This is a genomic window from Variovorax sp. OAS795, from assembly GCF_040546685.1.
GTDB lineage: Bacteria > Pseudomonadota > Gammaproteobacteria > Burkholderiales > Burkholderiaceae_C > Variovorax.
Window position 1 is genome coordinate 559,327 of the sequence record NZ_JBEPOH010000002.1, and the last position, 21,248, is coordinate 580,574.

The following is a 21,248-nucleotide window of genomic DNA, read 5'->3' on the forward strand; positions in this document are numbered from 1 at the left end:
CCCTTTGGATCTACGCGTACCCCAGGAGAATCTTCGTGAGCGCTTCAGGCGCGAGCCGCGGGATATCGTGTGCGCAGTCCAGGCCGTGCGTGGCCCATCCGGGGTCCGCTTGCAGGCGCTGGTACAGATCGGCGAACGGACTGCCCTCCCAGCCGCACGCCGCGATGAAGGCCTTGCTGCGCACGAGGCGCCAGTTGCCCGTCAACGCGATCGCCTGCAGGAAGGTGGCGATCGGATGCGGACGGCACCGGCGGTCCAGATGCGCCGGCGGCGCGCAGTTCAACCCGTCCGCAGCGGCGCCCATGATGAAGCGCTCCCTGTAGGCCGGCCCGGCGAGTGCCCAGACCGACTCGCCGTGTTCCGGCACGTACGCATCGGCATAGACGATGGCCCTGACCAGCGAGGGCTCCTGGTCCGCCGCGCCGGTGATGACCATGCCTCCATACGAATGGCCGGCGAGCACGGCTTGCGTCTCGCGCGTGCGAAGGGCTTCCACCACCTCGTCGATGTGCCGCTCGAGATTGGTTCCGCTCGCCGGCTCGTCGCCGAGCCCCGAGAGAGTGAGCGCCTGGACGTCATGGCCCTGGCGCAAAAGCGCATCGCCGACCGCGTCGAATGCCCAGCCTCCATGCCAGCCACCCGGCACCAGGATGAATCTTGCCATCGTGTGTCCTCTCGAATGCGGCCGCAGTCAATTCGGCCCGCGCTCATTGTGGCCCGGAGACCTTCCGGGAGCCATTCGCCGCACGCAGGCAGGCACCACGCCTGACGCTTTTCGCCAATCGGCTCGAGCGCTGCTGCCATTGCCGCGCTGCCGCACAGCGCCTAGATTGCAGCCCACATGACCTCTTCTCCTGAATCCACGGCGCGCGCATCCACGGGTGCGCCGCTCGCCGGCGTGCGCGTGCTCGACCTGACCCGCCTGCTGCCCGGACCGCTGGGCACCATGCACCTGGCCGACCTGGGCGCGGACGTCGTCAAGATCGAAGACACCGGCGCCGGCGACTACGCAAGCCCCTCGGTGCGCGCGCTCGTCAACCGCAACAAGCGCGCGATCCGCATCGACCTGAAGCAGGCGCAGGGCGTGGCCACGCTGCTTCGCCTGTGCCGCGATGCCGACGTGCTGGTCGAGGGCTTCCGGCCCGGCGTGATGCAGCGCCTGGGCGTGGGCTATGACGCGGTGGCGGCGGTGAACCCGCGCATCGTCTATTGCAGCATCAGCGGCTTCGGCCAGACCGGCCCGTTGCGCGACACGCCGGGGCACGACCTGAACTACGCCTCGCTCGCGGGCGTGGCCGACCAGATCGGCAATGCCGCGGGCCCGGCCCTGTCGAACCTTCCGGTGGCCGACCTGCTGGGCGGCACCATGACCGCGGTGGCCGGCATGCTGGCCGCGCTGTTCGATGCCGCGCGAACCGGCCGCGGCCGGCATGTCGACATCGCCATGGCCGACGGCGTGCTGGCCCATGCAGTGCTGCCGCTGGCCGGCCTGCACCAGCACGGGCAGGTGGCGCGCGTCGGCCACAGCGCGCTCACGGGCGCCCTCGCCTGCTACGGCTACTACCGCACGGCCGACGACAGGCAGGTGGCGGTCGGTGCGCTGGAACCCAAGTTCTGGCAGGACCTGTGCCGGCTGCTCGAGCGCCCCGACCTCGCACCGCTGCACCGCAGCGGCGATGCCGCCACCGAGGAGCGCCTGCGCGACGCGCTGGCCGCCATCTTCCGCGCGCGGCCGCTCGCGCACTGGCGCGACCTGTTCCACGACGGCGTGGGCTGCGTGACGCCGGTGCTGCGCATCGACGAGACGCTGGAACATCCACATTTCCGCGCGCGCGGCATGCGCGTGGCCACCGACGACGCGGCGCCGCCGCAGCTCGGCTGCCCCATCAAGATGACCGGCTTCGAGCCCGCCCCGCCGCGCCCTGCCCCTCGCGCCGGCGAGCACACCGACGAGATCCTGCGCCAGGCCGGGCTCGACGCATCGGCCGTGGCCGGCCTGCGCGCGGCCGGCGCCGTCGATTGAAGCGCCCTCCCCTGCGGGAGCGCTGCCTACAATCCCGACGGCCGCATTGCAGCGGCCGCGAACGATGACGCCCACCCACCACACCGTTGCCATCCAGCAGGTGCACAGCATCCTGATGGGCGCGCGCCACCGCGGCGTCGATCCGGCGCGCGTGCTGGTGCGTGCGGGCATCGCGCCCTCGCTCCTGGAGTCGCCGCTCGCGCGCATCTCGCAGCGCCAGTACGCATCGCTGATCCGCGCGCTGCGGCGCGAACTGCGCGACGAGATCTGGGGCCTCTTGAGCGAACCGCTGCGGCCCGGCAGCTTCGGCCAGTGCATGCGCCAGCTGGTGCGCTGCGCCACGCTCGGCGAGGCGCTGCGCGACGGCTTTGCCGCCTACCACCTGCTGCTGGACGACTTCGTGCCGCGCCTCACGGTGCAGGGCGGCAGCGCGCGCGTGCAGTTCGTGCTGCGCCGCGAGGCCGATGCGCGGATGGACTATGCGGTGAAGGCTTTCATGCTGTTTGCCTTCAACGCATCGTCATGGCTGGTCGCGCGCCGCATTCCGCTGCTCGAGGTCGACTACACGGCCGAGCAGACGAATACGGAGACCTCGCGGGTCTACCAGGTGCCGATCCGCTACGGCCAGGCGCATGTCGGCATGTCGTTCGAGGCGCGCTGGCTCGACCTGCCAGTGGTGCAATCGCCACAGAGCCTGCGCGAGTTCCTGGCTGGATCGCCGGCCAACCTGATCGTGAAGTACCGCGACGCCAGCAGCCTCACGGAGCGCATCCGCCGGCTGCTGCGCAAGCGGCTGGGCAGCGAGCTGCCGTCGCTGGAAGAAGTGGGCGATGCGCTCGCCGTCACGCCCCAGACGCTGCGCCGCCGGCTGCGCGACGAAGGCCGCGGCTTCCAGCAGATCAAGGACGAGCTGCGGCGCGACGCCGCCATCGAATACCTGCTGCACACGCCGCTGCCGCTGCTCGACATCGCCAACCGCGTGGGCTTCTCGGAAGCCAGCACCTTCCACCGCGCCTTCAAGCAGTGGACCGGCGTGGCGCCCGGCGAGTACCGCGCCACGCACGGCCCCGAACGCTGAGCGGTTTCGCCAAGCCCTTTGGCGCTTCCCGCCATGGGTGCGGCGCACGGTGCGCCATAAGCTGTGCCGCATCTTCGTTATCCCTCGGCGGCTCCCATCGTGTACCTGACCCAAGGCCTGCATCGCGCGCTCCAGCGCAACTCCGGCATGACGGCGCTCACCCACGTGAGCGACAGCGGCGCACGGCGCCAGACGCACGTGCAACTGGCGGGCAGCGTGGCACGGCAGGCCGCCGCGCTGGCACGGCGCGGCATTGCACGCGGCGACCGCGTGGCGCTGCTCGCCCCCAACAGCGACCAGCTGGTAAGCGCCATCCTCGCGTGCTGGTGGCTCGGCGCCGTCGCCTGCCCCTTGAACGTCCGCTGGAGCACGCCCGAGCTCGCGCATGCGCTGCAAGACAGCGAAGCGTCGCTGCTGCTCGTGGACGACTCTCTGCTGACTCTTGCACCGGCCGGCGAGACCCCGCTGCTGCGCCTCGGCGCGCTCGAAGAAGAAGCCGCCGCGCTGGAGCCGCTGGCCGACACGCGCACCGGCGGCGACGCGCTCGCAGCCATCCTCTACACCGGCGGCACCACCGGCCGCTCCAAGGGCGTGATGCTGAGCCACGCGAACTTCTGGACCGCGTCGATGACGCGTGGCGCCGAGCTCAACAACGCGCCCGATTCGGTCTCGCTGCTGGTGGCGCCGCTGTTTCATGTGGCCGGGCTCGGGCGCCTCGTCGGCCAGCTGATCGTCGGCGGCAGCTGCGTGACCATGGCGCAGTTCCGGCCCGCGGCGGTGATCGAGGCCATTGCCGAGCACCGCATCGGCGACATCATCGTGGTGCCCAGCATGCTGCAGTCATTGCTCGACGATCCCTCGTTCACGGCCGAGCGCGTGCGCAGCCTCACGCGCATCGCCTTCGGCGCCGCGCCGATGCCGCCCGACCTGCTCGACCGCGCGCTGGCCGCCTGGCCGCATGCCGAGTTCTTCCAGGCCTACGGCCTCACCGAAACCGCGGGCGCGGTGTGCATCAACCTGCCGGCCAACCACCGGCCCGAGGCGCGCGCGCTGGGCCGCCTCAATGCCGTGGGCCGCGCAGGCCTCGGTGCCGAGATCATCGTCGCCGACGAAAGCGGCCGCGAGCTGCCGCGCGGCGAAGTGGGAGAGATCCTCGCGCGCGGCCCGATGGTGATGCGGGGCTACTGGCGCAACCCCGAAGCCACGGCCGCCGCGCTGCGCGATGGCTGGCTGCGCACCGGCGATGCCGGCCGCATGCTGGACGACGGCTACCTGTTCATCGTCGACCGCCTCAAGGACATGATCATCAGCGGCGGCGAGAACGTCTACTGCGCCGAGGTGGAGGCCGCGCTGCGCAGCCATCCGCAGGTGCGGCAGGCGGCGGTCATCGGCGTGCCCGACGTGCGCTGGGGCGAGGCGGTGCACGCGGCGGTGGTGCTGGCCGGAGAGGGTGCCGCCACGGCCGACGAGCTGCGCGCCTGGTGCCGCGAGCGCCTGGCCGGCTACAAGTGCCCGCGCGCCGTGAGCTTCATGCGCGAGCTGCCGCTGTCGGCCGCGGGCAAGGTGCTGAAGAACGTGCTGCGCGAACGGGTGCAGGCGTGATGAAACCCGTCACCGGCGCGGACCGACGCCACCTGTTCGGCCAGGTGCCGTTCATGCGGCTTCTGGACGCGCGCCGCGAGTTCTCCGAAGGCGGGCGCGCGCGCCTCGTCCTCGACGAGCGGGCCGAGCTCGGCAACGTCATCGGCGCCGTGCATGGCGGCGTGCTGGTCACGCTGCTCGACGTGGTCATGGCCAGCGCCGCCGTGTCGCTGTTCGACTTCGAACGCACCGCCGTCACGCTCAACCTCAACACCAGTTTCCACGCGCCGGGCCGCGGCCGCCTCACGGCCGATGGCGAAGTGGTGCAGCACGACGCCAACGTGGCGTGGTGCCGCGCCTCGGTCAGCGACGACGCGGGCCATGTGGTCGCGCGGGCGCAGGGCTCGTTCCGCTACCTGCCGCTGCCGCAACCCGCATGAGCCTCATGACCCGCAAATTTCAAACGACAGGAGACAACACCATGACGAAGATGCATCGCCGCGCGGCCCTGGCCCTGGTGGCCGCCTGCGCGCTGGCCGCGCCGCTGGCGCAGGCCGCCGACCCGTATCCGAGCAAGCCGATCCAGCTCGTGCTGCCGTTCCCGCCGGGCGGCTCCTTCGACCCGATCTTCCGCACGCTGGCCGAGGCCGCCTCCAGGGAGCTGGGCCAGCCCATCGTGCTGATGCACAGGGCGGGTGCGGGCGGCGTCACCGGCACCGCATCGCTGGCGGCCATGAACGACGCCGACGGCTACACGATCGCGGTCATGCACAACTCGGTGATCCGCGCGCCGCTGGTGCAGAAGGTGACCTGGGACCCGCTCAAGGACTTCACCTACCTGATCGGGCTGGCCGGCCTCACCACCGGCATCGTCGTGGCCGCCGACGCGCCCTGGAAGTCGCTGCCCGATCTGCTGGCCGACGCGAAGAAGCGGCCCGGCGCAGTGAGCTGGGGCAACGTCGGTGCGATCAGCATCAACCGCATCTATGCCGAGCGGCTCGCCAGGCAGGCCGGCACCTCCTTCAACCTGGTGCCCTACAAGGGCGGCAGCGAGGCCTTCCAGGCGGTGATCGGCCGCCATCTCGACGTCTACGGCGATCCCGGCTTCGGACCCCAGGTGCAGGGCGGCAAGGTGCGCCTGCTCGCCACCTTCACGGCGGAGCGGCTCAAGCGCTACGACGCGCCGACCGTGAAGGAGCTGGGCCACGACATGGTGATCGAGTCGCCGGTGGGCCTGGTGGCGCCGAAGAACCTCGATCCGAAGATCGCCGCCAAGCTGCACGCGGCCTTCGGCAAGGCCGCGGCCGACCCCGCCTACCTCCAGCAGCTGGAGCTGTTCGACATGCAGCCCAAGCTGATGACCGGCGAGGGCTATGCCGACTACGCGCGTGCACAGTTCGAGCGCGAACGGAAGATGCTGGCCGAGATCGGCTTCAAGCCCGAGTGACAGGAGCAATGAACCCCATGGACTTTTCCGCATTCGATTTCAAGGGCCGCCACGTGGCCGTGGCCGGCGGCTCCAGCGGCATCAACTTCGGCATCGCGCAGGCCTTTGCGCGTGCCGGGGCACGGCTCACGGTGCTGAGCCGCTCGGCCGACAAGGTGGCCGCGGCCGCGCAGCGCCTCGAGGCACTCGGCACCGAGGCGCTAGGCATCCCGGCCGACGTGCGCCAGCCCGAGGCGCTGGAGCGTGCCTTCGCAGCGGGCGCCGAACGCTTCGGGCCCATCGACGTGCTGGTCTCGGGCGCCGCGGGCAACTTTCTTGCGAGCGCGCTCGACATGTCGCCCAACGCCTTCAAGACCGTGGTCGACATCGACCTGCTCGGCAGCTTCAACGTCGCGCGGCTCGCGCACGCGCACCTGCGCAAGCCCGGCGCCTGCGTGATCCAGATCTCCGCCGGGCAGGCCTTCACGCCCACGCCGTTCCAGGCCCATGTGTGCGCGGCCAAGGCGGGCGTCGACATGCTGACGCAGGTGCTGGCGCTGGAGTGGGGTCCGCAGGGCATCCGCATCAACTCCATCGTGCCCGGCCCCATCGCCGACACCGAGGGCCTGAAGCGGCTCGCACCGACCGACGACACCATGGCCGCGATGGCCCAGCGCGTGCCGCTCAAGCGGCTGGGCCGCATCGAGGACATCAGCCGCATGGCGATGATGCTCGCGAGCGACTGGGGCTCCTACATCACGGGCGCGGTCATTCCCGTGGACGGCGGCCTCGCGCTGACCGGGCCGCGCGACTTCACGGCCGCCGCTGCCGCGTCGAAGCGGGGAGCCGCGCCATGAGCCTGCAGCTTGCGAGCACGGCGCCCGGAGGCGACGACCGGCCGCGCAGCGGACCGCAGCGCTACGTGCCGTTTTCCGAGCACCTCGGCCTCAGGGTCGAGCGAGCCGAAGGCGGCGAGTCGCTGGTGTCGGTGGCGCTGCGCCCCGAGCTGCTGAACAACCATGCCGCCGGCCACGGCGGCGTGCTGATGACGCTGCTCGACAGCGCCATGGCGCATGCCGCGCTTTCGCGCGTCGCCTATGCGCGCGAGGTCGTCACCGTCGACATGCACATCGCCTTCATGCGGCCTTCGAACGGCGTGCTGCAGGCCGAGGGACGCGCCACCGGCGGCGGGCGCTCGGTGTGCTTTTGCGAAGCCACGGTCACCGACGCGAGCGGCGAAGTGGCGGCGCGCGCCATGGGCACCTTCCGCTACCGCGACCCCGCGTGAGCGCAGCGCCGCGAACGCGCCGGTGAGCGTTTCGGCCAATCGTTTTGGGCCGATCCGCGATTGTCGGACGCGGTGCCCGGGCGGAGACTCATTCCATCGTCACCGCGTCCCATCAGGAGTTTCCATGACACGTATGCAACGCCCCGTCCATGTGGTCGGCGTGGGTATGATTCCCTTCACCAAGCCCGGCGCCAGCGACCCGTACACCGTGATGGGTGCACGCGCCGCCAGGCTCGCGCTCGACGACGCAGGCGTCGACTATTCGCTGGTGCAGCAGGCCTATGTCGGCTATGTCTACGGCGACTCCACCGCCGGGCAGGCCGCGATCTACGGCGTCGGCCTCAGCGGCATCCCGGTCTTCAACCTCAACAACAACTGCTCCACTGGCTCCAGCGCGCTGTTCCTCGCGCGCCAGGCGGTCGAGAGCGGCATGGTCGAATGCGCCATTGCGCTCGGCTTCGAGCAGATGCAGCCCGGCGCGCTCAAGGGCGCCTACGACGACCGGCCATCGCCGATGGCGCGCTTTGCCGATGTGATGGCCGAGAAGCAGGGCTACGTTCCCGAAGCGCCGCGCGCCGCGCAGTTCTTCGGCGGCGCCGGCCGCGACTACATCGCGCAGCACGGCATCCGGCGCGACACCTTCGGCCGCATCTCGGTGAAGGCGCGCCAGCACGCCGCACGCAACCCGCTCGCGGTGTTCCGCCAGACGCTGACGCTCGACGAAGTCATGGCCTCGCCGGTGGTGTTCGATCCGCTCACGCGCTTTCAATGCTGCCCGCCAACCTGCGGCGCGGCCGCAGCGATCGTCTGCTCGGCCGAGTTCGCCGAGAAGCACGGCCTCGACAAACGCGTGGTGATTGCCGCCCAGGCCATGACCACCGACACGCCCTCCACCTTCGAGAGCAAGGACATGCGCAAGCTGGTCGGCTACGACATGACCGTCGCCGCAGCCCGGCAGGTGTACGAGGACGCCGGCATCGGGCCCGAGGAGCTCGACGTGGTCGAGCTGCACGACTGCTTCACCGCCAACGAACTCATCACCTACGAGGCGCTGGGCCTCACGCCCGAAGGCACGGCCGAACGCTTCATCGTCGAGGGCGACAACACCTACGGCGGGCGCGTGGTGACCAACCCGTCGGGCGGCCTGTTGTCCAAGGGCCATCCGCTCGGCGCGACCGGCCTCGCGCAATGCGCGGAGCTGGTGTGGCAGCTGCGCGGCCGCGCGGAGCAGCGTCAGGTCGAAGGCGCACGCCTCGCGCTGCAGCACAACCTGGGCCTCGGCGGCGCCTGCGTCGTCACGCTGTACCAAGCGGTTTGAGATGATCGACCGCCGCCACATCGGCCACGACCTTCCGCCCTTCCAGGTGGTTGTGGAGAAAGGCCGCCTTCGCTTCTTCGCCAAGGCCACGGGGCAGACCGATCCCGTCTACACCGACGAAGCCGCGGCAGGCGATGCGGGGCACCCGGGCCTGCCGGTACCACCCACCTTCTTCTTCTGCCTGGAGATGGAAGCGCCGAACCCCGCGGCCATCCGCGAGCTGCTGGGCATGGACTACCGCAGCCTGCTGCACGGCGAACAGGGGTTCAGCTACCACGCCATGGCCTATGCCGGCGACACGCTGACCTTCCGCCAGCGCATCGAGGACATCTACGACAAGAAGAACGGCGCGCTCGAATTCGTCGTGCGCAAGACACGCGTCAGCAACCAGCGTGATGAACTCGTGGCCGAATTGCGCTGCATCACGGCGGTGCGAAACCAATGAACGACCGGAGCACGACGATGACCACCGCCAAACTCCCCGACTGGCGCGCGCTGCAGCCTGGCGATGCCCTGCCTCCGCTCGTGTTGCCGCCGATCAGCCGGCTCGACCTGGCGCTGTACTGCGGCGCCTCGGGCGACCACAACCCGATCCACGTCGACATCGACTTCGCCAGGTCCGCCGGCATGCCCGATGTGTTTGCGCACGGCATGCTCTCGGCGGCCTGGCTCGCGCGGCTGTTGACCTGCTGGGTGCCGCAGACGGCGATCCGTTCGCTCGACGTGCGCTTTGCCGCGCTCACCCTGGTGGGCGAGCGCATCCGCTGCACCGGCACGGTCGACGAGAAGTTCGAGCACGAAGGCCGCCGCAGCGTGCGCCTGAAGATCGCGACCGCCAACGCCGACGGCGCCATCAAGCTGAGTGGCGAAGCCCTCGTCGCCTGGCCCTGACACATCCCCGAGGAGACACCCCATGAACAGCAGCAGCAACAACAGAAAACTCGAAGGCAAGGTCGCCATCGTCTCCGGCTCCGGCCGCGGCATCGGGCGCGAGATCGCGCTCAAGCTGGCGAGCGACGGCGCGCGCGTGGTCATCAACGACCTGGACGCCGAACCGGCCGCGCAGACCGTCAACGACATCGTGGCCGCGGGCGGCAGCGCCATCGCCTGTGCCGGCAGCGTGACCGACAACGGCTTTGCCGACCGCTTCGTGGGCACCGCCGTCGAAAGCTACGGCGGCCTGGACATCATCGTCAACAACGCCGGCTACACCTGGGACAACGTGGTGCAGAAGATGAGCGACGAGCAGTGGGAAGCCATGCTCGCGGTGCACCTCACTGCGCCCTTCCGCATCCTGCGTGCCGCGTCCGGCTTCATCCGGGATGCCGCGCGGCGCGAAGCCGACGAAGGGATCGAGGTGTTCCGCAAGGTGGTCAACATCTCGTCCACCTCCGGCGTGTACGGCAACGCGGGCCAGGCCAACTACGCGGCCGCCAAGGCCGGCATCAACGGCCTGACCAAGGCCATGGCCAAGGAATGGGGCCGCTACAAGGTCACGGTCAACAGCGTGGCCTTCGGCCTCATCAAGACCCGGCTGACCGAGGCCGATGCCAGCGCGGGCGCGAGCATCGACATCGAGGGCCGGCAGATCAAGGTCGGCGTCAACCCGCAGATCCTCAAGAACGCCGAAGCCATGATCCCGCTCGGCCGCGGCGGCACGCCGCAGGAAGCGGCCGGCGCGGTCTACATGTTCTGCATTCCCGAATCGAACTACGTGAGCGGCCAGGTGCTGGTCTGCGGAGGCGGGCGGCCATGACCGGCGGGGCCGTTGCCACGCGGCCGTGGATGAACGAGGAACTCGAGATGCTGCGTGACAGCGCGCGGCGCTTCTTCGAGCGCGAATGCGTGCCCCATGAACCGCGCTGGCGCGCGCAGCACCACGCCGACCGCGGCATCTGGACCCAGGCCGGCCAGGCCGGCCTGCTGTGCGCCAGCATCCCCGAGGCATACGGCGGCGGCGGCGGCAGCTTCCTGCACGAGGCGGTGATCTGCGAGGAGCAGATGCGCGCGATGGCACAGGGCTTCAGCAACAACGTGCACAGCGGCATCGTCGCGCACTACCTGCTGGCCTACGGCACCGAGGCGCAGAAGCTGCGCTGGCTGCCGCGCATGGCCAGCGGCGAGCTGGTGGCCGCCATCGCCATGACCGAGCCCGGCGCCGGCACCGACCTGCAGCGCATCAAGACGCAGGCGCGGCGCGATGGCGAGCACTGGCGCATCAGCGGCAGCAAGACCTTCATCACCAACGGCATGCATGCCGGCCTGGTCTGCGTCGCGGCCAAGACCGATGCGGCGGCGGGTGGCAAGGGCATCTCGCTGCTGATGGTCGAGACCGAGGGCACGGCGGGTTTCCGCCGCGGGCCTCTCCTGGACAAGATGGGCCAGAAGACGCTGGACACCACCGAGCTGTTCTTCGAAGACGTGCGCGTGCCGGCCGACAACCTGCTGGGCGGCCAGGAGGGCGCCGGCTTCGCGCAGCTCATGGCGCAGCTGCCGCGCGAGCGCATGCTGATCGCCGTCGGCGCGGTGGCGACCATGCAGCGCGCCATCGCGGACACGCTCGACTACGTGCGCGAACGCCAGGTGTTCGGGCAGCCGCTCCTGAAGATGCAGAACACCCGCTTCAAGCTGGCCGAGTGCGAGACGCAGGCGCAGGTGGCGCGCGCCTTCGTGGACGACTGCATCGCCCGCCTGATGCGCGGCGAGCTCGACGTGCCCACCGCAGCCATGGCCAAGTGGTGGACCACCGACACCTGCTGCCGCATCGTCGACGAATGCCTGCAGCTGCACGGCGGCTACGGCTTCATGAACGAATACCCGATCGCGCGGCTGTATGCCGACGTGCGGGTCGGCCGCATCTACGGCGGCGCCAACGAGGTGATGAAAGAGATCATCGCCCGCGCGCTCGAAAAACAATGAGCGCCACAGCCGGTCAGCCGCCGCACTTCCGCTTCTGGCCCAAGGGCGTGGCACGCCATCTGCGCGTGCCACGCGCCAGGCTGCCCGACTACCTGGACACCGCCGCCAGGCGCTATCCCGACAAGCCGGCCATCGCCTACTGCGGCACCACCCTTGCCTACGCGCGGCTGCGCGAGCGCGTCGATGCCCTGGCTGCCTACCTGCAGCAGCGCCTGGGCGTGGCGCCGGGCGACCGCGTGCTGCTCGCGAGCCAGAACTGCCCGCAGTTCGTCACGGCCTTCTATGCCGTGCTGCGCGCCGGCGGCGTGGTGGTGCCGGTCAACCCCATGAGCAAGGCCGCGGAGGTGCGCCACCATGCGCTCGACAGCGGCGCGCGCGTGGCCTGCGTCGCGCAGGACCTGCTGGCCGCGCTCACCCTTGGTGAAGGCGACGGCGAGCTGCGCGCCGTGCTCGTGCATGCCTACGCCGATGCGGTCGATGCGAGTGTGGGCGACGACGTCTTGCCCGAGTGGGTCACGGCGCCGCGCGCGCCGCTCGACGATGCGCGGCTGCATGGCTTCGAACAGGCGATCGCGCCCGGCCTCGTGCCCGCCGATCTGCCGCTGTCGCCCGACGATCTCGCGGTGCTGCCCTACACCTCGGGCACCACAGGCCATCCCAAGGGTTGCATGCACACGCATGCCACGCTGCTGGCTTCGCTCGCATCCTCGGCGGTGTGGAAGCAGCTGCACGTGGAGACCGTGACGCTCGCCGTCGCGCCGCTCTTCCACATGCTGGGCCTGCAGAACGGCATGAACCTGCCGATGTTCCTCGGGGCCACGGCAGTGATGATGCCGCGCTGGGACCCGGCCATGGCCGCGCGCCTGATCGAGCGCCATGCGGTCACGGCCTGGTCGGCACCACCGGCGATGGTGATCGACCTGTTCTCCCACCCTGAAGCAGACCAGCGCGACCTCTCCAGCCTCGCGCTTCTGTCGGGCGGTGGCGCCGCGATGCCCGAAGCCGTGGCCGCGATGCTCCAGCAACGCCATGGCCTTTCGTACAACGAAGGCTACGGGTTGACCGAGACCGCCTCGTTCCTGCATGCGAACCCGCCCGCGCGCGGCAAGCGCCAGTGCCTGGGCATGCCCACGCAGGGTGTCGATTCGCGCATCGTCGATCCGGTCACGTTCGAGGAACTACCACCCGGAGAAACCGGCGAGCTGGTCACGCGCGGCGCGCAGGTCATGAAAGGCTACTGGCGCAACCCCGAGGCCGACCGCGAGGCCTTCATCGAGATCGGCGGCCAGCGCTTCTTCCGCACCGGCGACCTGGCCTCGATGGACGAGGAAGGCTACTTCTTCCTGCGCGACCGTCTCAAGCGAATGATCAACGCCTCGGGCTACAAGGTGTGGCCCACCGAGGTCGAGAACGCGATGTACGAGCATCCGGCCATCCACGAGGCCTGCGTGATCGCGGTGCCCGACGGCAAACGCGGCGAGTCGGTCAAGGCGCTGGTGGTGCTCAAGCCCGCACAGCGCGGCCTTGTCGGCGAGGAAGAGATCGTCGCATGGTGCCGCGAACGCATGGCCGTCTACAAGGCGCCGCGCGTGGTCGAGTTTCTCGACCGCCTCCCGAAGTCCGGCACCGGAAAGATTCTTTGGCGCGAGCTGCAGGAAGCCCATCGCGCCGCCGCCCAGGAGCCCACTTGACGAACGATTTCACCGCACTGCGCTACGAGCGCCACGGCAGCACCGCGCTGCTGACGCTCGACACGCCCGCCAATCGCAACGCCTTCACCCCCGTCATGCGCGACGACCTCGCACGGGCCATTGCACAGGTGAGCGCCGACACCGAGGTGCGCGCCCTGGTGCTCACCGGCGCTGGCGGCCAGTTCTGCTCGGGCGGCGACCTGCGCGGCATTGCCGATGCGAAGCTCGACAACGCCGGCTGGCGCGGCCGCATGCAGGCCACGCAACGCTGGTTCAGCGAACTGGTCCTGCTCGACAAGCCCGTGATCGCCGCGGTCGATGGTGCGGCCTATGGCGCGGGCTTCAGCCTGGCGCTCGCGGCCGACTTCGTGCTGGCGAGCCCGCGTGCGCGCTTCTGCATGTCCTTTCTGAAGCTGGGCCTGGTGCCGGACTGCGGCGCCTTCTACACGCTGCCGCGCGTGGTGGGCGCGCAGCGCGCACGCGAGCTGATGCTGTCGGCACGCGAGGTTGGCGCCGCCGAGGCGCGCGAACTCGGCATCGCCATGGAACTGCATGCGCCCGAGCAGCTGCTGCCGCGCGCATTGGCGCTGGCCGAAAGCTTTGCCGGCGCCTCGCCGCTCGCGGTGAGCCTGGTCAAGCGCGCAACCGGCGATGCGGGCGCGCTGGCCGCGCTGCTCGACACCGAGGCGAACGTGCAGGCGCTGGCCTTCGGCAGCGCCGAGCACCGCGACGCCGTGCACCGCTTTCTCGACAAGAAGCCGCTGGCCTTCCAATGGCCCGCGAACAAGGAACCGAACCCATGACCGAGAACACCACCGGCGTACAGGCCTTCCATCAAGGCGAGCTGGACGCCGGCCGCTTCCTGCTCCAGCGCTGCGGCGACTGCAGCCGCCATGTCTATTACCCGCGCGAGAACTGCCCGCACTGCGGCGGCGCGGCGCTCGAATGGAAGACACCCGGCGGGCTCGGCACCGTGCATGCGGTGACGACCGTGCGGCGCAAGCCGTCCGACGGCGGCGACCTCAACGTCAGCCTGGTCGAGCTCGACGAGGGCGTGCGGCTCATGAGCCGCATCGAGAACCTCGCGCCCGGCGCCGTGCGCATCGGCCAGCGCGTGAAGGCGCGGGTGCAGGTGAAGGATGGCCGCGGGCTGGTGCTGTTCGATGCGATCGAAGGAGTAGCGGCATGAGCGCTGGACTCAAGGCATTGCGCGGCAGCGCCGCGATCGCAGGCGCCGCCACCTTCGGCTGCGGCGAGATGCCGGGCTTCACCGACATGGAACTGCTCGCACGCGCCGCGCGCGCGGCCGTGGCCGATGCGGGCTTGCAGATGCGCGACATCGACGGCCTCTGCACCGCGAGCGCCTCGGCCGCGATGTGGGCCTTGCCGGTGGTCGAATACCTGGGCCTCAATCCGCGCTACATCGACGGCACCATGCTGGGCGGCAGCAGCTTCATCGCGCACCTGCTGCCTGCGATGCAGGCCATCCGTTCGGGCCAGTGCAGCGCGGTGCTCATCTGCTACGGCAGCGCGCAGCGCAGCGCCGCCTTCGGCCGGCGCGAGATCGTGGCGGCACGGCGCTTTCTCGACCCGCAGCCTTACGAGCATCCCTACGAGCCGATGCTGCCCGTTTCGGCCTACGCGCTGGCGGCATCGCGCCACATACACGAGTTCGGCACCACGCGCGAGCAGCTCGCCGACGTGGCGGTGGCGGCACGTGCCTGGGCCGGGCTCAACCCGGAGGCCTTCATGCGCGAGCCGCTCACGCGCGAAGAAGTACTAGGCGCGCGCATGGTGTCCGATCCGCTCGGCGTGCGCGATTGCTGCCTGGTCACCGATGGCGCGGGCGCCTGCGTGCTGGTGAGCGCCGAACGCGCCAGGGACCTGCCGAAAAAGCCGGTCTATGTGCTGGGCAACGCCACGGCGGTGTGGAACCGGCAGATCTCATCGATGGCGGACCTCACCACCACCGCAGCCAGCCAGTCGGGCCGCGAGGCCTTTGCCATGGCCGGCCTCGCGCCCAAGGACATGGACGTGGTGCAGCTGTACGACGCCTTCACCATCAACACGCTGCTGTTCCTCGAAGACCTGGGCTTCTGCCCCAAGGGCGAGGGCGGCCGCTTCGTGGCCGAGGGCGCCATTGCGCCGGGCGGAAGGCTCGCGGTCAACACCAACGGCGGCGGGCTCTCGTGCGTGCACCCCGGCATGTACGGCATCTTTGCGCTGATCGAAGCGGTGCGCCAGCTGCGCGGCGACTGCGGCGAGCGCCAGGTGAAGAACGCGCGCACCGCGGTCGCGCATGGCAACGGCGGCATGTTGTCGAGCCAGGCCACCGCCGTGCTGGGCACCGCGGAGGCCCTGTGACTTGCATCTGCGTGCGCGAAGCGATGCGCTGAAATTTTTCCGATCCACCCGAGGAGACAAAACACCGTGAAGACATCGAAGATGCGAAGACTCTGCCTGGCCGCCGGCCTGGCTGCGCTGCTGGCCGCGCCGGCACTGGCGCAAACGCCCTACCCGGCGCAGCCGATCAAGCTGATCGTGCCCTACCCCGCCGGCGGCGCCACCGACACGCTCGCGCGCACCATCGGCCAGAAGCTGCAGGAAGCCTGGGGGCAGACCGCGATGGTGGAGAACCGGCCCGGCGCGGGCGGCACCATCGGCAACAGCGTCGTTGCCAAGGCGGCGCCGGACGGCTACACGGTGCTGATTGCCATCACCGCGCTGATCCAGCAGCCGACGCTCATGGAAAAGCTGCCCTACGACCCGCTGAAGGACCTCGCACCGGTCACGATGATCGCGCGCAGCCCCAGCATGCTGGCCGTGCCGCTCGACTCACCGGCCAAGGACCTGAAGAGCTTCATCGCGCTGGTCAAGGCCAGCCCGGGCAAGTACAACTTCGGCAGCTACGGCGCGGGCACCTCCTCGCACATCCAGGGGGCGCTGCTCAACATGCAGGCCGGCATCGACCTGGTGCACGTGCCGTTCCAGGGCGCCGCGCCGCTCGTGACCAACCTGGTGGGCGGCCAGCTCGCCTCGGCCTTCATCGACAGCGCGACCGCGCGGCCGCACCTCAAGTCGATGCGGCCGCTGGCCGTGACCGGCACGCAGCGCATGCCCGGCCTGCCCGACGTGCCCACCTTTGCCGAACTGGGCTACCACTCGTTCGATCCGTATGGCTGGTTCGGCGTGTTCCTGCCGGCCGCCACGCCGGCCCCCGTGGTGCAGAAGCTCTCGGACGAGATCAACCGCATCGTGCACCTGCCGGAGGTCAGCGCCAAGATCGAGGCGCTGGGCCTGCAGGTGGCGGGCGGCAAGCCCGAAGAGTTCCAGAAGGTGGTGCGCGGGGATGCCGCCATCTACGCAAAGATCATCAAGGACGCCAACATCCGCGTGGCGCAGTGAGGGCGGCGCCCTGAGGCGCCGGAACTTCGCTTCAATGGGCCATGCACCTCGCGGCGTGGCTCTGGCGTGGGGTCCGAACGGGCGTCCGTCCAAAAGTAGGCGCAGCGTTGCGCGTGACTGTGGGTGTCATGTGTTCTCCCAGGACGCGACAAAATCGGACTTTCGTCACGGCCACCGGGTTTCGTTCCCGGGCGTCGTCACCGGCGCCCGACCATTGGCTACATTCGCGCCCAACGATGAAGCCCTATTCGCGCGAATGATCTACCGACTGGATCCTGTCTACCTGGAGCGACTGGAAGGTCAAAAGAACTTGAGGATGTTCTACGGCCATTCAATCGCGCTAGGTGTCTTCGTCGTATCAATCTCGCAGCTGGGGATCCGCGCAGCACCTCTCGCCGCCCTCGCCTTCGGCGCATCCGCTTTTTTTCATTGGAAGCTCGACCAGATTCATGCCCAGAACATGAAATCGGCCGAAGACTTCGAGGTTGAAGTCGTCGACGGCTACCTCGTTTTCCGGTCCGCGGTAGACGAGCATCGTCTCTTCCTGAAAGACCTTGAATCGGCTCGACAAGCATCCAGATTCGAGCCCATCAAACTGGTTTTCAGTGGGAGACCTCCGCTCAAGCTCGAAGGCTTGCGTGATGCACACAAGCTGGTCGACGAACTTGCCGGGCACGTCCGATAGCCCTTGGCGAGCATTTGGCCAGTCGCTGAAGTTGGCTGTGCCCCTCCCATTCGCTCTTCCTCAAAATGCACAAGTCCCCCCCTCTTTCGCAAGGAGAATACAACGGCCCACCGGCCGCAAAGAAGGATCGGTGGAGACTATCGCGACCAGCGACACGCAAAGGACCAAGCCCTCTCCGACGCAAAGCGAAGTTCAATGCACGCCAACGTGCATCGCGGCCGTGACTACACGCCTCTTTTCAAGTTCCTGCTGGCGAATGTAGGCAAGTCTTGGAACGAGATTTACTCAGAAGCGGCTAGCCGGCTCGATCGTCCCGAGCCGATTTTCTGGTTGGTTGCGTTGACTGAACGCGATCGTCGTGAGTTCGTTCGCGTGGGGGAGTCGTCCTACTACAGTGGCCTCTATGTCGACGACGGCCTTCTGCTACGAGTCAATCCGAAGCTCGGACCGTCCAGCCTGGCTCCGAGTTGCAAATGCTGTACACACACGTTCAACGGTGTCCGCTTCACTCAGCCGTTCCGATTGGCGGATTCCGCCTTAGAGTCAGGTTGAAATTCTGAGGTTAGGCGTACTCCTGCTGCAACGTTTTCGAGCCGAGCAAGTCAAGCCTTGTCCCGATCGACAATGTCTGCAGTTTCACACGGTTGCGAGCCAGCATGACCAAGATTTATGTTTACGGGGCTGAGGCGACGTACGCCGGAGAAGGCGACTACGAATGGGAAGCGCCCACCCTCGGTGCCACACATAGGCTTATGCTTTTTCTGGCACAAGAAGAAAATATCTCTCGAGAGGACAAAGCCACATCAGAGCTGGCGCGATTTGGATTCATCGAAGTGCACGTCGCCGCTGGGCGACCGATCGAGGTTGAATCGCTCAACGACCCGCGGATGCATGCGTTCAAGAAGCACTATGAGGGTGCGCTGTCAGAGGGCTCCTCACTTGTTTGGTATCCGTAGTGGAGCTAAGTGGGAAAGGCAACATTCGGCCTCAACCGGTCGTTTGCCGCGCTGCTGATTTCGACGGGTAGCCGACGTTCGAGGGCCCGTGCAATGATGTCTGTTCGGTTCCGGACCGCTTGCCGTTCCAGGATGCCCGAGAATCTCCGCATGCCCCATGCAGTCGCCCGCCTGCGCTCCGCCCGCCTGGCGCGCAGCTCCAAACCCTTTCTTGCCCGTGGCGGCTTCAAGCGCGAGCGCTGCGTGGACTGCCGGCTGGTGCCCAGCCATTGCATGTGTTCCGTGCGCCCTTCGTTGACCCACGCGCGCAGGGGTGTGTTTGCTCATGGCGGACATCGAGCCGCTCAAACCGAGCAACACGGGCTGGTTGGTCGCCGATGTGGTGGCCGATACCTTCGCCTTTGGGTGGACGCGCACCGACGCCGACCGAGACCTCCTGGCCTTGTTGAGTGACCCGCAATGGCAGCCCTACGTCGTGTTTCCGGGCCAGTACGCAGCGCCCGAACGGGTGGTGCGCACCGTTGATCCTCCCGACAGCCTCTTGGATGACGCTCGGCAGAAGCGCCCGCTCTTCATCGTGCTGGATGGGACCTGGTCCGAGGCGCGCAAGATGTTCCGAAGAAGCCCTTACCTGGACCGACTGCCGGTGTTGAGCCTGGAGCCCGACCGGACATCGCAATACAAGCTGCGCAGCTCCGGGCGCACCGACCACCTTTGCACCAGCGAGGTGGCCGCCCTGTGCATGAAGCTCGCGGGCGAACGCGTTGCCGAGCAAACGCTGGAGGCCTACCTGGCGGTGTTTACCCACCACTATCTACACGCGAAAAACCAACAGCCCATCGTGTGGGATGGCTTGGCCCACCAGCAATTGCACGAGGCGTCGCACCTGCCAACGGGATCTCTGGGGTAGGTGCTCAAAGGAACTGCTGGCAGAGCTGAACGCCCATGGCGCTCCAGTTCCGGAGGCTGAATTCGTGTACAGACTGACCGACGTCTTGTGGCCGGCTACGGCCGTTCCGTCCCGACGGCCACAAGAACGAGGAATCGATGCTTGGCAAAAAGAGCTTCGCCTGCACATCATTTTCGTCAGTACATATCGGCTGGCAGCGCCGTCACGCTCTCCGCACCCTCGACGATGCTGTCGCGCATCCCCGGCACCTTGTTCAGGATGTGCTCGGCATAGAAGCGCGCCGTGGCCACCTTGGCCTGCATGAAGGCGGTATCGACGTTGCGCGAGGCCAGGTCTTCCGCGATGACCAGCGAGCGTGCGAGCTGCCAGCCGGCCATGAGGTTGCCCGCGAGCATCAGGTAGGGCACGCTGCCCGCGAACACCGCGTTCGGCGATGCCTTGGTCTGCCCCGCGACGAAATCGACCACCTGCACGAAGGCCTCGCGTGCGGCCTTCAGGCGCTTCCGCACCGCGGCGGCCGCTGCGCTGTCGTGCTTCGCAAGCTCGCCCTCGGTCTTCTCGATCTGCGCGGCGATGGCCTTGGCGGTCTGGCCGCCGTCGCGCGCGGTCTTGCGGCCCACGAGGTCGTTGGCCTGGATCGCGGTGGTGCCTTCGTAGATCGTCAGGATCTTGGCATCGCGGTAGTACTGCGCCGCGCCGGTCTCCTCGATGAAGCCCATGCCGCCGTGCACCTGCACGCCCAGCGAGGTCACTTCCAGGCTCATCTCGGTGCTGTAGCCCTTGACCAGCGGCACCATGAATTCATAGAACGCCTGGTTCTGCTTGCGCGCGTCCGCATCGGGGTGATGGTGCGCGGCGTCGTAGGCGGCGGCAGCCACGCTCGCCATGGCGCGGCAGCCTTCGGTACAGGCACGCATGGTCATCAGCATGCGCTTGACGTCGGGGTGGTGGATGATCGGCGCGCTGGCGTTGATCGAACCGTCGACCGGGCGGCTCTGCACGCGGTCCTTGGCGTAGGCCACGGCGTGCTGGTAGGCGCGCTCGGCAATGGCGATGCCCTGCATGCCCACGGCATAGCGGGCCGAGTTCATCATGATGAACATGTACTCGAGGCCGCGGTTCTCCTGGCCTACGAGATAACCGACGGCGCCACCGTTGTCGCCGTACTGCAGCACCGCCGTGGGCGAGGCCTTGATGCCCATCTTGTGCTCGATGCTCACGCAGTGCACGTCGTTGCGCTCGCCCAGGGACCCGTCCTTGCCGACGATGAACTTGGGCACCACGAACAGGCTGATGCCCTTCACGCCTTCGGGCGCGCCGGTGACGCGGGCCAGCACCAGGTGCACGATGTTCTCGGCCATGTCGTGCTCACCGTAGGTGATGAAGATCTTGGTGCCGAACACCTTGTAGGTGCCATCGGCCTGGGGCTCGGCGCGGCTGCGCACCATGGCCAGGTCGCTGCCGGCCTGCGGCTCGGTGAGGTTCATGGTGCCGGTCCACTGGCCGCTCACCAGCTTCTCCAGGTACACCGCCTTCAGTTCGTCGGAGCCGGCTGTGAGCAGCGCCTCGATGGCGCCGTCGCTCAGGAGCGGGCACAACGCGAAGCTCATGTTGGCCGAGTTGAGCATCTCGCCGCAGGCCGCGCCGATGGTCTTGGGCAGGCCCTGGCCGCCGAAGTCCGCCGGATGCTGCAGGCCCTGCCAGCCGCCCGACACGTACTGCGCGAACGCTTCCTTGAAGCCCGGCGTGGTCACGACCTCGCCGTCCTTGAAGGACGACGGGTTGCGGTCGCCCGCCACGTTCAGCGGCGCAACCACGTCCTGGTTGAAGCGCGCGCATTCCTCGAGCACGGCCTGCGCGGTCTCGAGGCCGGCGTCTTCGAAGCCGGGCAGCTTGGCGATCTCGCCGATGTTGGCCAGGTGCTCGATGTCGAACAGCATGTCCTTGAGGGGGGCGGTGTAGCTCATC

General features: G+C 68.6%; 22 protein-coding genes and 1 pseudogene. 21 read left to right on the forward strand and 2 right to left on the reverse strand.

Features of this window, described 5'->3' with window-relative positions; translation table 11 throughout:
• Positions 1–10 precede the first annotated feature (10 nt).
• Entirely contained in the window at positions 11–664 is a 654-nt protein-coding gene (locus ABID97_RS28190; protein ID WP_354402730.1) for an alpha/beta fold hydrolase, read from the reverse strand.
• A gap of 177 nt (positions 665–841) precedes the next feature.
• On the opposite strand from ABID97_RS28190, the gene ABID97_RS28195 reads away from it, so the two are divergent.
• From ABID97_RS28195 to ABID97_RS28295, 21 genes and pseudogenes are all read left to right on the forward strand, one after another.
• On the forward strand, positions 842–2,023 hold the full coding sequence (locus ABID97_RS28195) for a CaiB/BaiF CoA transferase family protein (protein ID WP_354402732.1): 1,182 nt from the start codon (positions 842–844) through the stop codon (positions 2,021–2,023).
• 64 nt (positions 2,024–2,087) lie between these two features.
• A complete protein-coding gene (locus ABID97_RS28200; RefSeq protein WP_354402734.1) occupies positions 2,088–3,101 on the forward strand; it encodes an AraC family transcriptional regulator in 1,014 nt (337 codons plus the stop codon).
• A gap of 99 nt (positions 3,102–3,200) precedes the next feature.
• Positions 3,201–4,703: a class I adenylate-forming enzyme family protein gene (locus tag ABID97_RS28205; RefSeq protein WP_354402736.1), complete on the forward strand. Its 1,503-nt coding sequence runs from the start codon at positions 3,201–3,203 to the stop codon at positions 4,701–4,703.
• The gene (locus tag ABID97_RS28210) at positions 4,703–5,122 is read left to right on the forward strand and encodes a PaaI family thioesterase (RefSeq protein ID WP_354402738.1); all 420 of its coding nucleotides are present in this window, start codon (positions 4,703–4,705) and stop codon (positions 5,120–5,122) included. The genes ABID97_RS28205 and ABID97_RS28210 overlap by 1 nt, the downstream gene beginning before the upstream one ends.
• Before the next feature lie 41 nt (positions 5,123–5,163).
• Positions 5,164–6,129 (forward strand): tripartite tricarboxylate transporter substrate binding protein, encoded by a 966-nt coding sequence (locus tag ABID97_RS28215; RefSeq protein ID WP_354402740.1) that lies wholly within the window; start codon positions 5,164–5,166, stop codon positions 6,127–6,129.
• A gap of 17 nt (positions 6,130–6,146) precedes the next feature.
• Positions 6,147–6,965: an SDR family oxidoreductase gene (locus ABID97_RS28220; protein ID WP_354402742.1), complete on the forward strand. Its 819-nt coding sequence runs from the start codon at positions 6,147–6,149 to the stop codon at positions 6,963–6,965.
• Positions 6,962–7,396: a PaaI family thioesterase gene (locus ABID97_RS28225; protein WP_354402744.1), complete on the forward strand. Its 435-nt coding sequence runs from the start codon at positions 6,962–6,964 to the stop codon at positions 7,394–7,396. Before ABID97_RS28220 ends, ABID97_RS28225 begins: the two co-directional genes overlap by 4 nt.
• A gap of 133 nt (positions 7,397–7,529) precedes the next feature.
• Positions 7,530–8,714, forward strand: a complete 1,185-nt coding sequence (locus tag ABID97_RS28230) for a lipid-transfer protein (protein ID WP_503012837.1) — start codon at positions 7,530–7,532, stop codon at positions 8,712–8,714.
• A 1-nt stretch (position 8,715) separates the two neighbouring features.
• On the forward strand, positions 8,716–9,159 hold the full coding sequence (locus tag ABID97_RS28235) for a MaoC family dehydratase N-terminal domain-containing protein (RefSeq protein WP_354402748.1): 444 nt from the start codon (positions 8,716–8,718) through the stop codon (positions 9,157–9,159).
• A gap of 17 nt (positions 9,160–9,176) precedes the next feature.
• Positions 9,177–9,605, forward strand: a complete 429-nt coding sequence (locus ABID97_RS28240) for a MaoC family dehydratase (RefSeq protein WP_354402750.1) — start codon at positions 9,177–9,179, stop codon at positions 9,603–9,605.
• Positions 9,606–9,627: 22 nt separating this feature from the next.
• A complete protein-coding gene (locus ABID97_RS28245; protein WP_354402752.1) occupies positions 9,628–10,470 on the forward strand; it encodes an SDR family NAD(P)-dependent oxidoreductase in 843 nt (280 codons plus the stop codon).
• Positions 10,467–11,633: an acyl-CoA dehydrogenase family protein gene (locus ABID97_RS28250; protein WP_354402754.1), complete on the forward strand. Its 1,167-nt coding sequence runs from the start codon at positions 10,467–10,469 to the stop codon at positions 11,631–11,633. The genes ABID97_RS28245 and ABID97_RS28250 overlap by 4 nt, the downstream gene beginning before the upstream one ends.
• Positions 11,630–13,324 (forward strand): long-chain-fatty-acid--CoA ligase, encoded by a 1,695-nt coding sequence (locus ABID97_RS28255; protein WP_354402756.1) that lies wholly within the window; start codon positions 11,630–11,632, stop codon positions 13,322–13,324. The genes ABID97_RS28250 and ABID97_RS28255 overlap by 4 nt, the downstream gene beginning before the upstream one ends.
• Positions 13,321–14,127, forward strand: a complete 807-nt coding sequence (locus ABID97_RS28260; protein ID WP_354402758.1) for an enoyl-CoA hydratase/isomerase family protein — start codon at positions 13,321–13,323, stop codon at positions 14,125–14,127. Before ABID97_RS28255 ends, ABID97_RS28260 begins: the two co-directional genes overlap by 4 nt.
• Positions 14,124–14,513: a Zn-ribbon domain-containing OB-fold protein gene (locus ABID97_RS28265; protein WP_354402760.1), complete on the forward strand. Its 390-nt coding sequence runs from the start codon at positions 14,124–14,126 to the stop codon at positions 14,511–14,513. Before ABID97_RS28260 ends, ABID97_RS28265 begins: the two co-directional genes overlap by 4 nt.
• On the forward strand, positions 14,510–15,688 hold the full coding sequence (locus tag ABID97_RS28270; protein WP_354402762.1) for a thiolase family protein: 1,179 nt from the start codon (positions 14,510–14,512) through the stop codon (positions 15,686–15,688). Before ABID97_RS28265 ends, ABID97_RS28270 begins: the two co-directional genes overlap by 4 nt.
• A 66-nt stretch (positions 15,689–15,754) precedes the next feature.
• Positions 15,755–16,729 carry a Bug family tripartite tricarboxylate transporter substrate binding protein gene (locus ABID97_RS28275; RefSeq protein WP_354402764.1) on the forward strand — a complete coding sequence of 325 codons (975 nt, stop codon included), beginning with the start codon at positions 15,755–15,757 and terminating at the stop codon, positions 16,727–16,729.
• A 130-nt stretch (positions 16,730–16,859) separates the two neighbouring features.
• On the forward strand, positions 16,860–17,414 hold the full coding sequence (locus ABID97_RS28280; protein WP_354402766.1) for a hypothetical protein: 555 nt from the start codon (positions 16,860–16,862) through the stop codon (positions 17,412–17,414).
• A 195-nt stretch (positions 17,415–17,609) separates the two neighbouring features.
• Positions 17,610–17,966, forward strand: coding sequence for a hypothetical protein (locus ABID97_RS28285; RefSeq protein ID WP_354402768.1), 357 nt, complete (start codon positions 17,610–17,612; stop codon positions 17,964–17,966).
• Positions 17,967–18,070: 104 nt separating this feature from the next.
• Complete coding sequence (locus tag ABID97_RS28290; protein ID WP_354402770.1) at positions 18,071–18,370, forward strand: hypothetical protein; 300 nt, start codon at positions 18,071–18,073, stop codon at positions 18,368–18,370.
• 150 nt (positions 18,371–18,520) lie between these two features.
• Positions 18,521–19,280 (forward strand): annotated as a pseudogene (locus tag ABID97_RS28295) (tRNA-uridine aminocarboxypropyltransferase).
• 176 nt (positions 19,281–19,456) lie between these two features.
• Here the strand turns inward: ABID97_RS28295 and ABID97_RS28300 are convergent.
• A complete protein-coding gene (locus ABID97_RS28300; RefSeq protein WP_354402772.1) occupies positions 19,457–21,247 on the reverse strand; it encodes an acyl-CoA dehydrogenase in 1,791 nt (596 codons plus the stop codon).
• Between the last annotated feature and the right edge of the window lies 1 nt (position 21,248).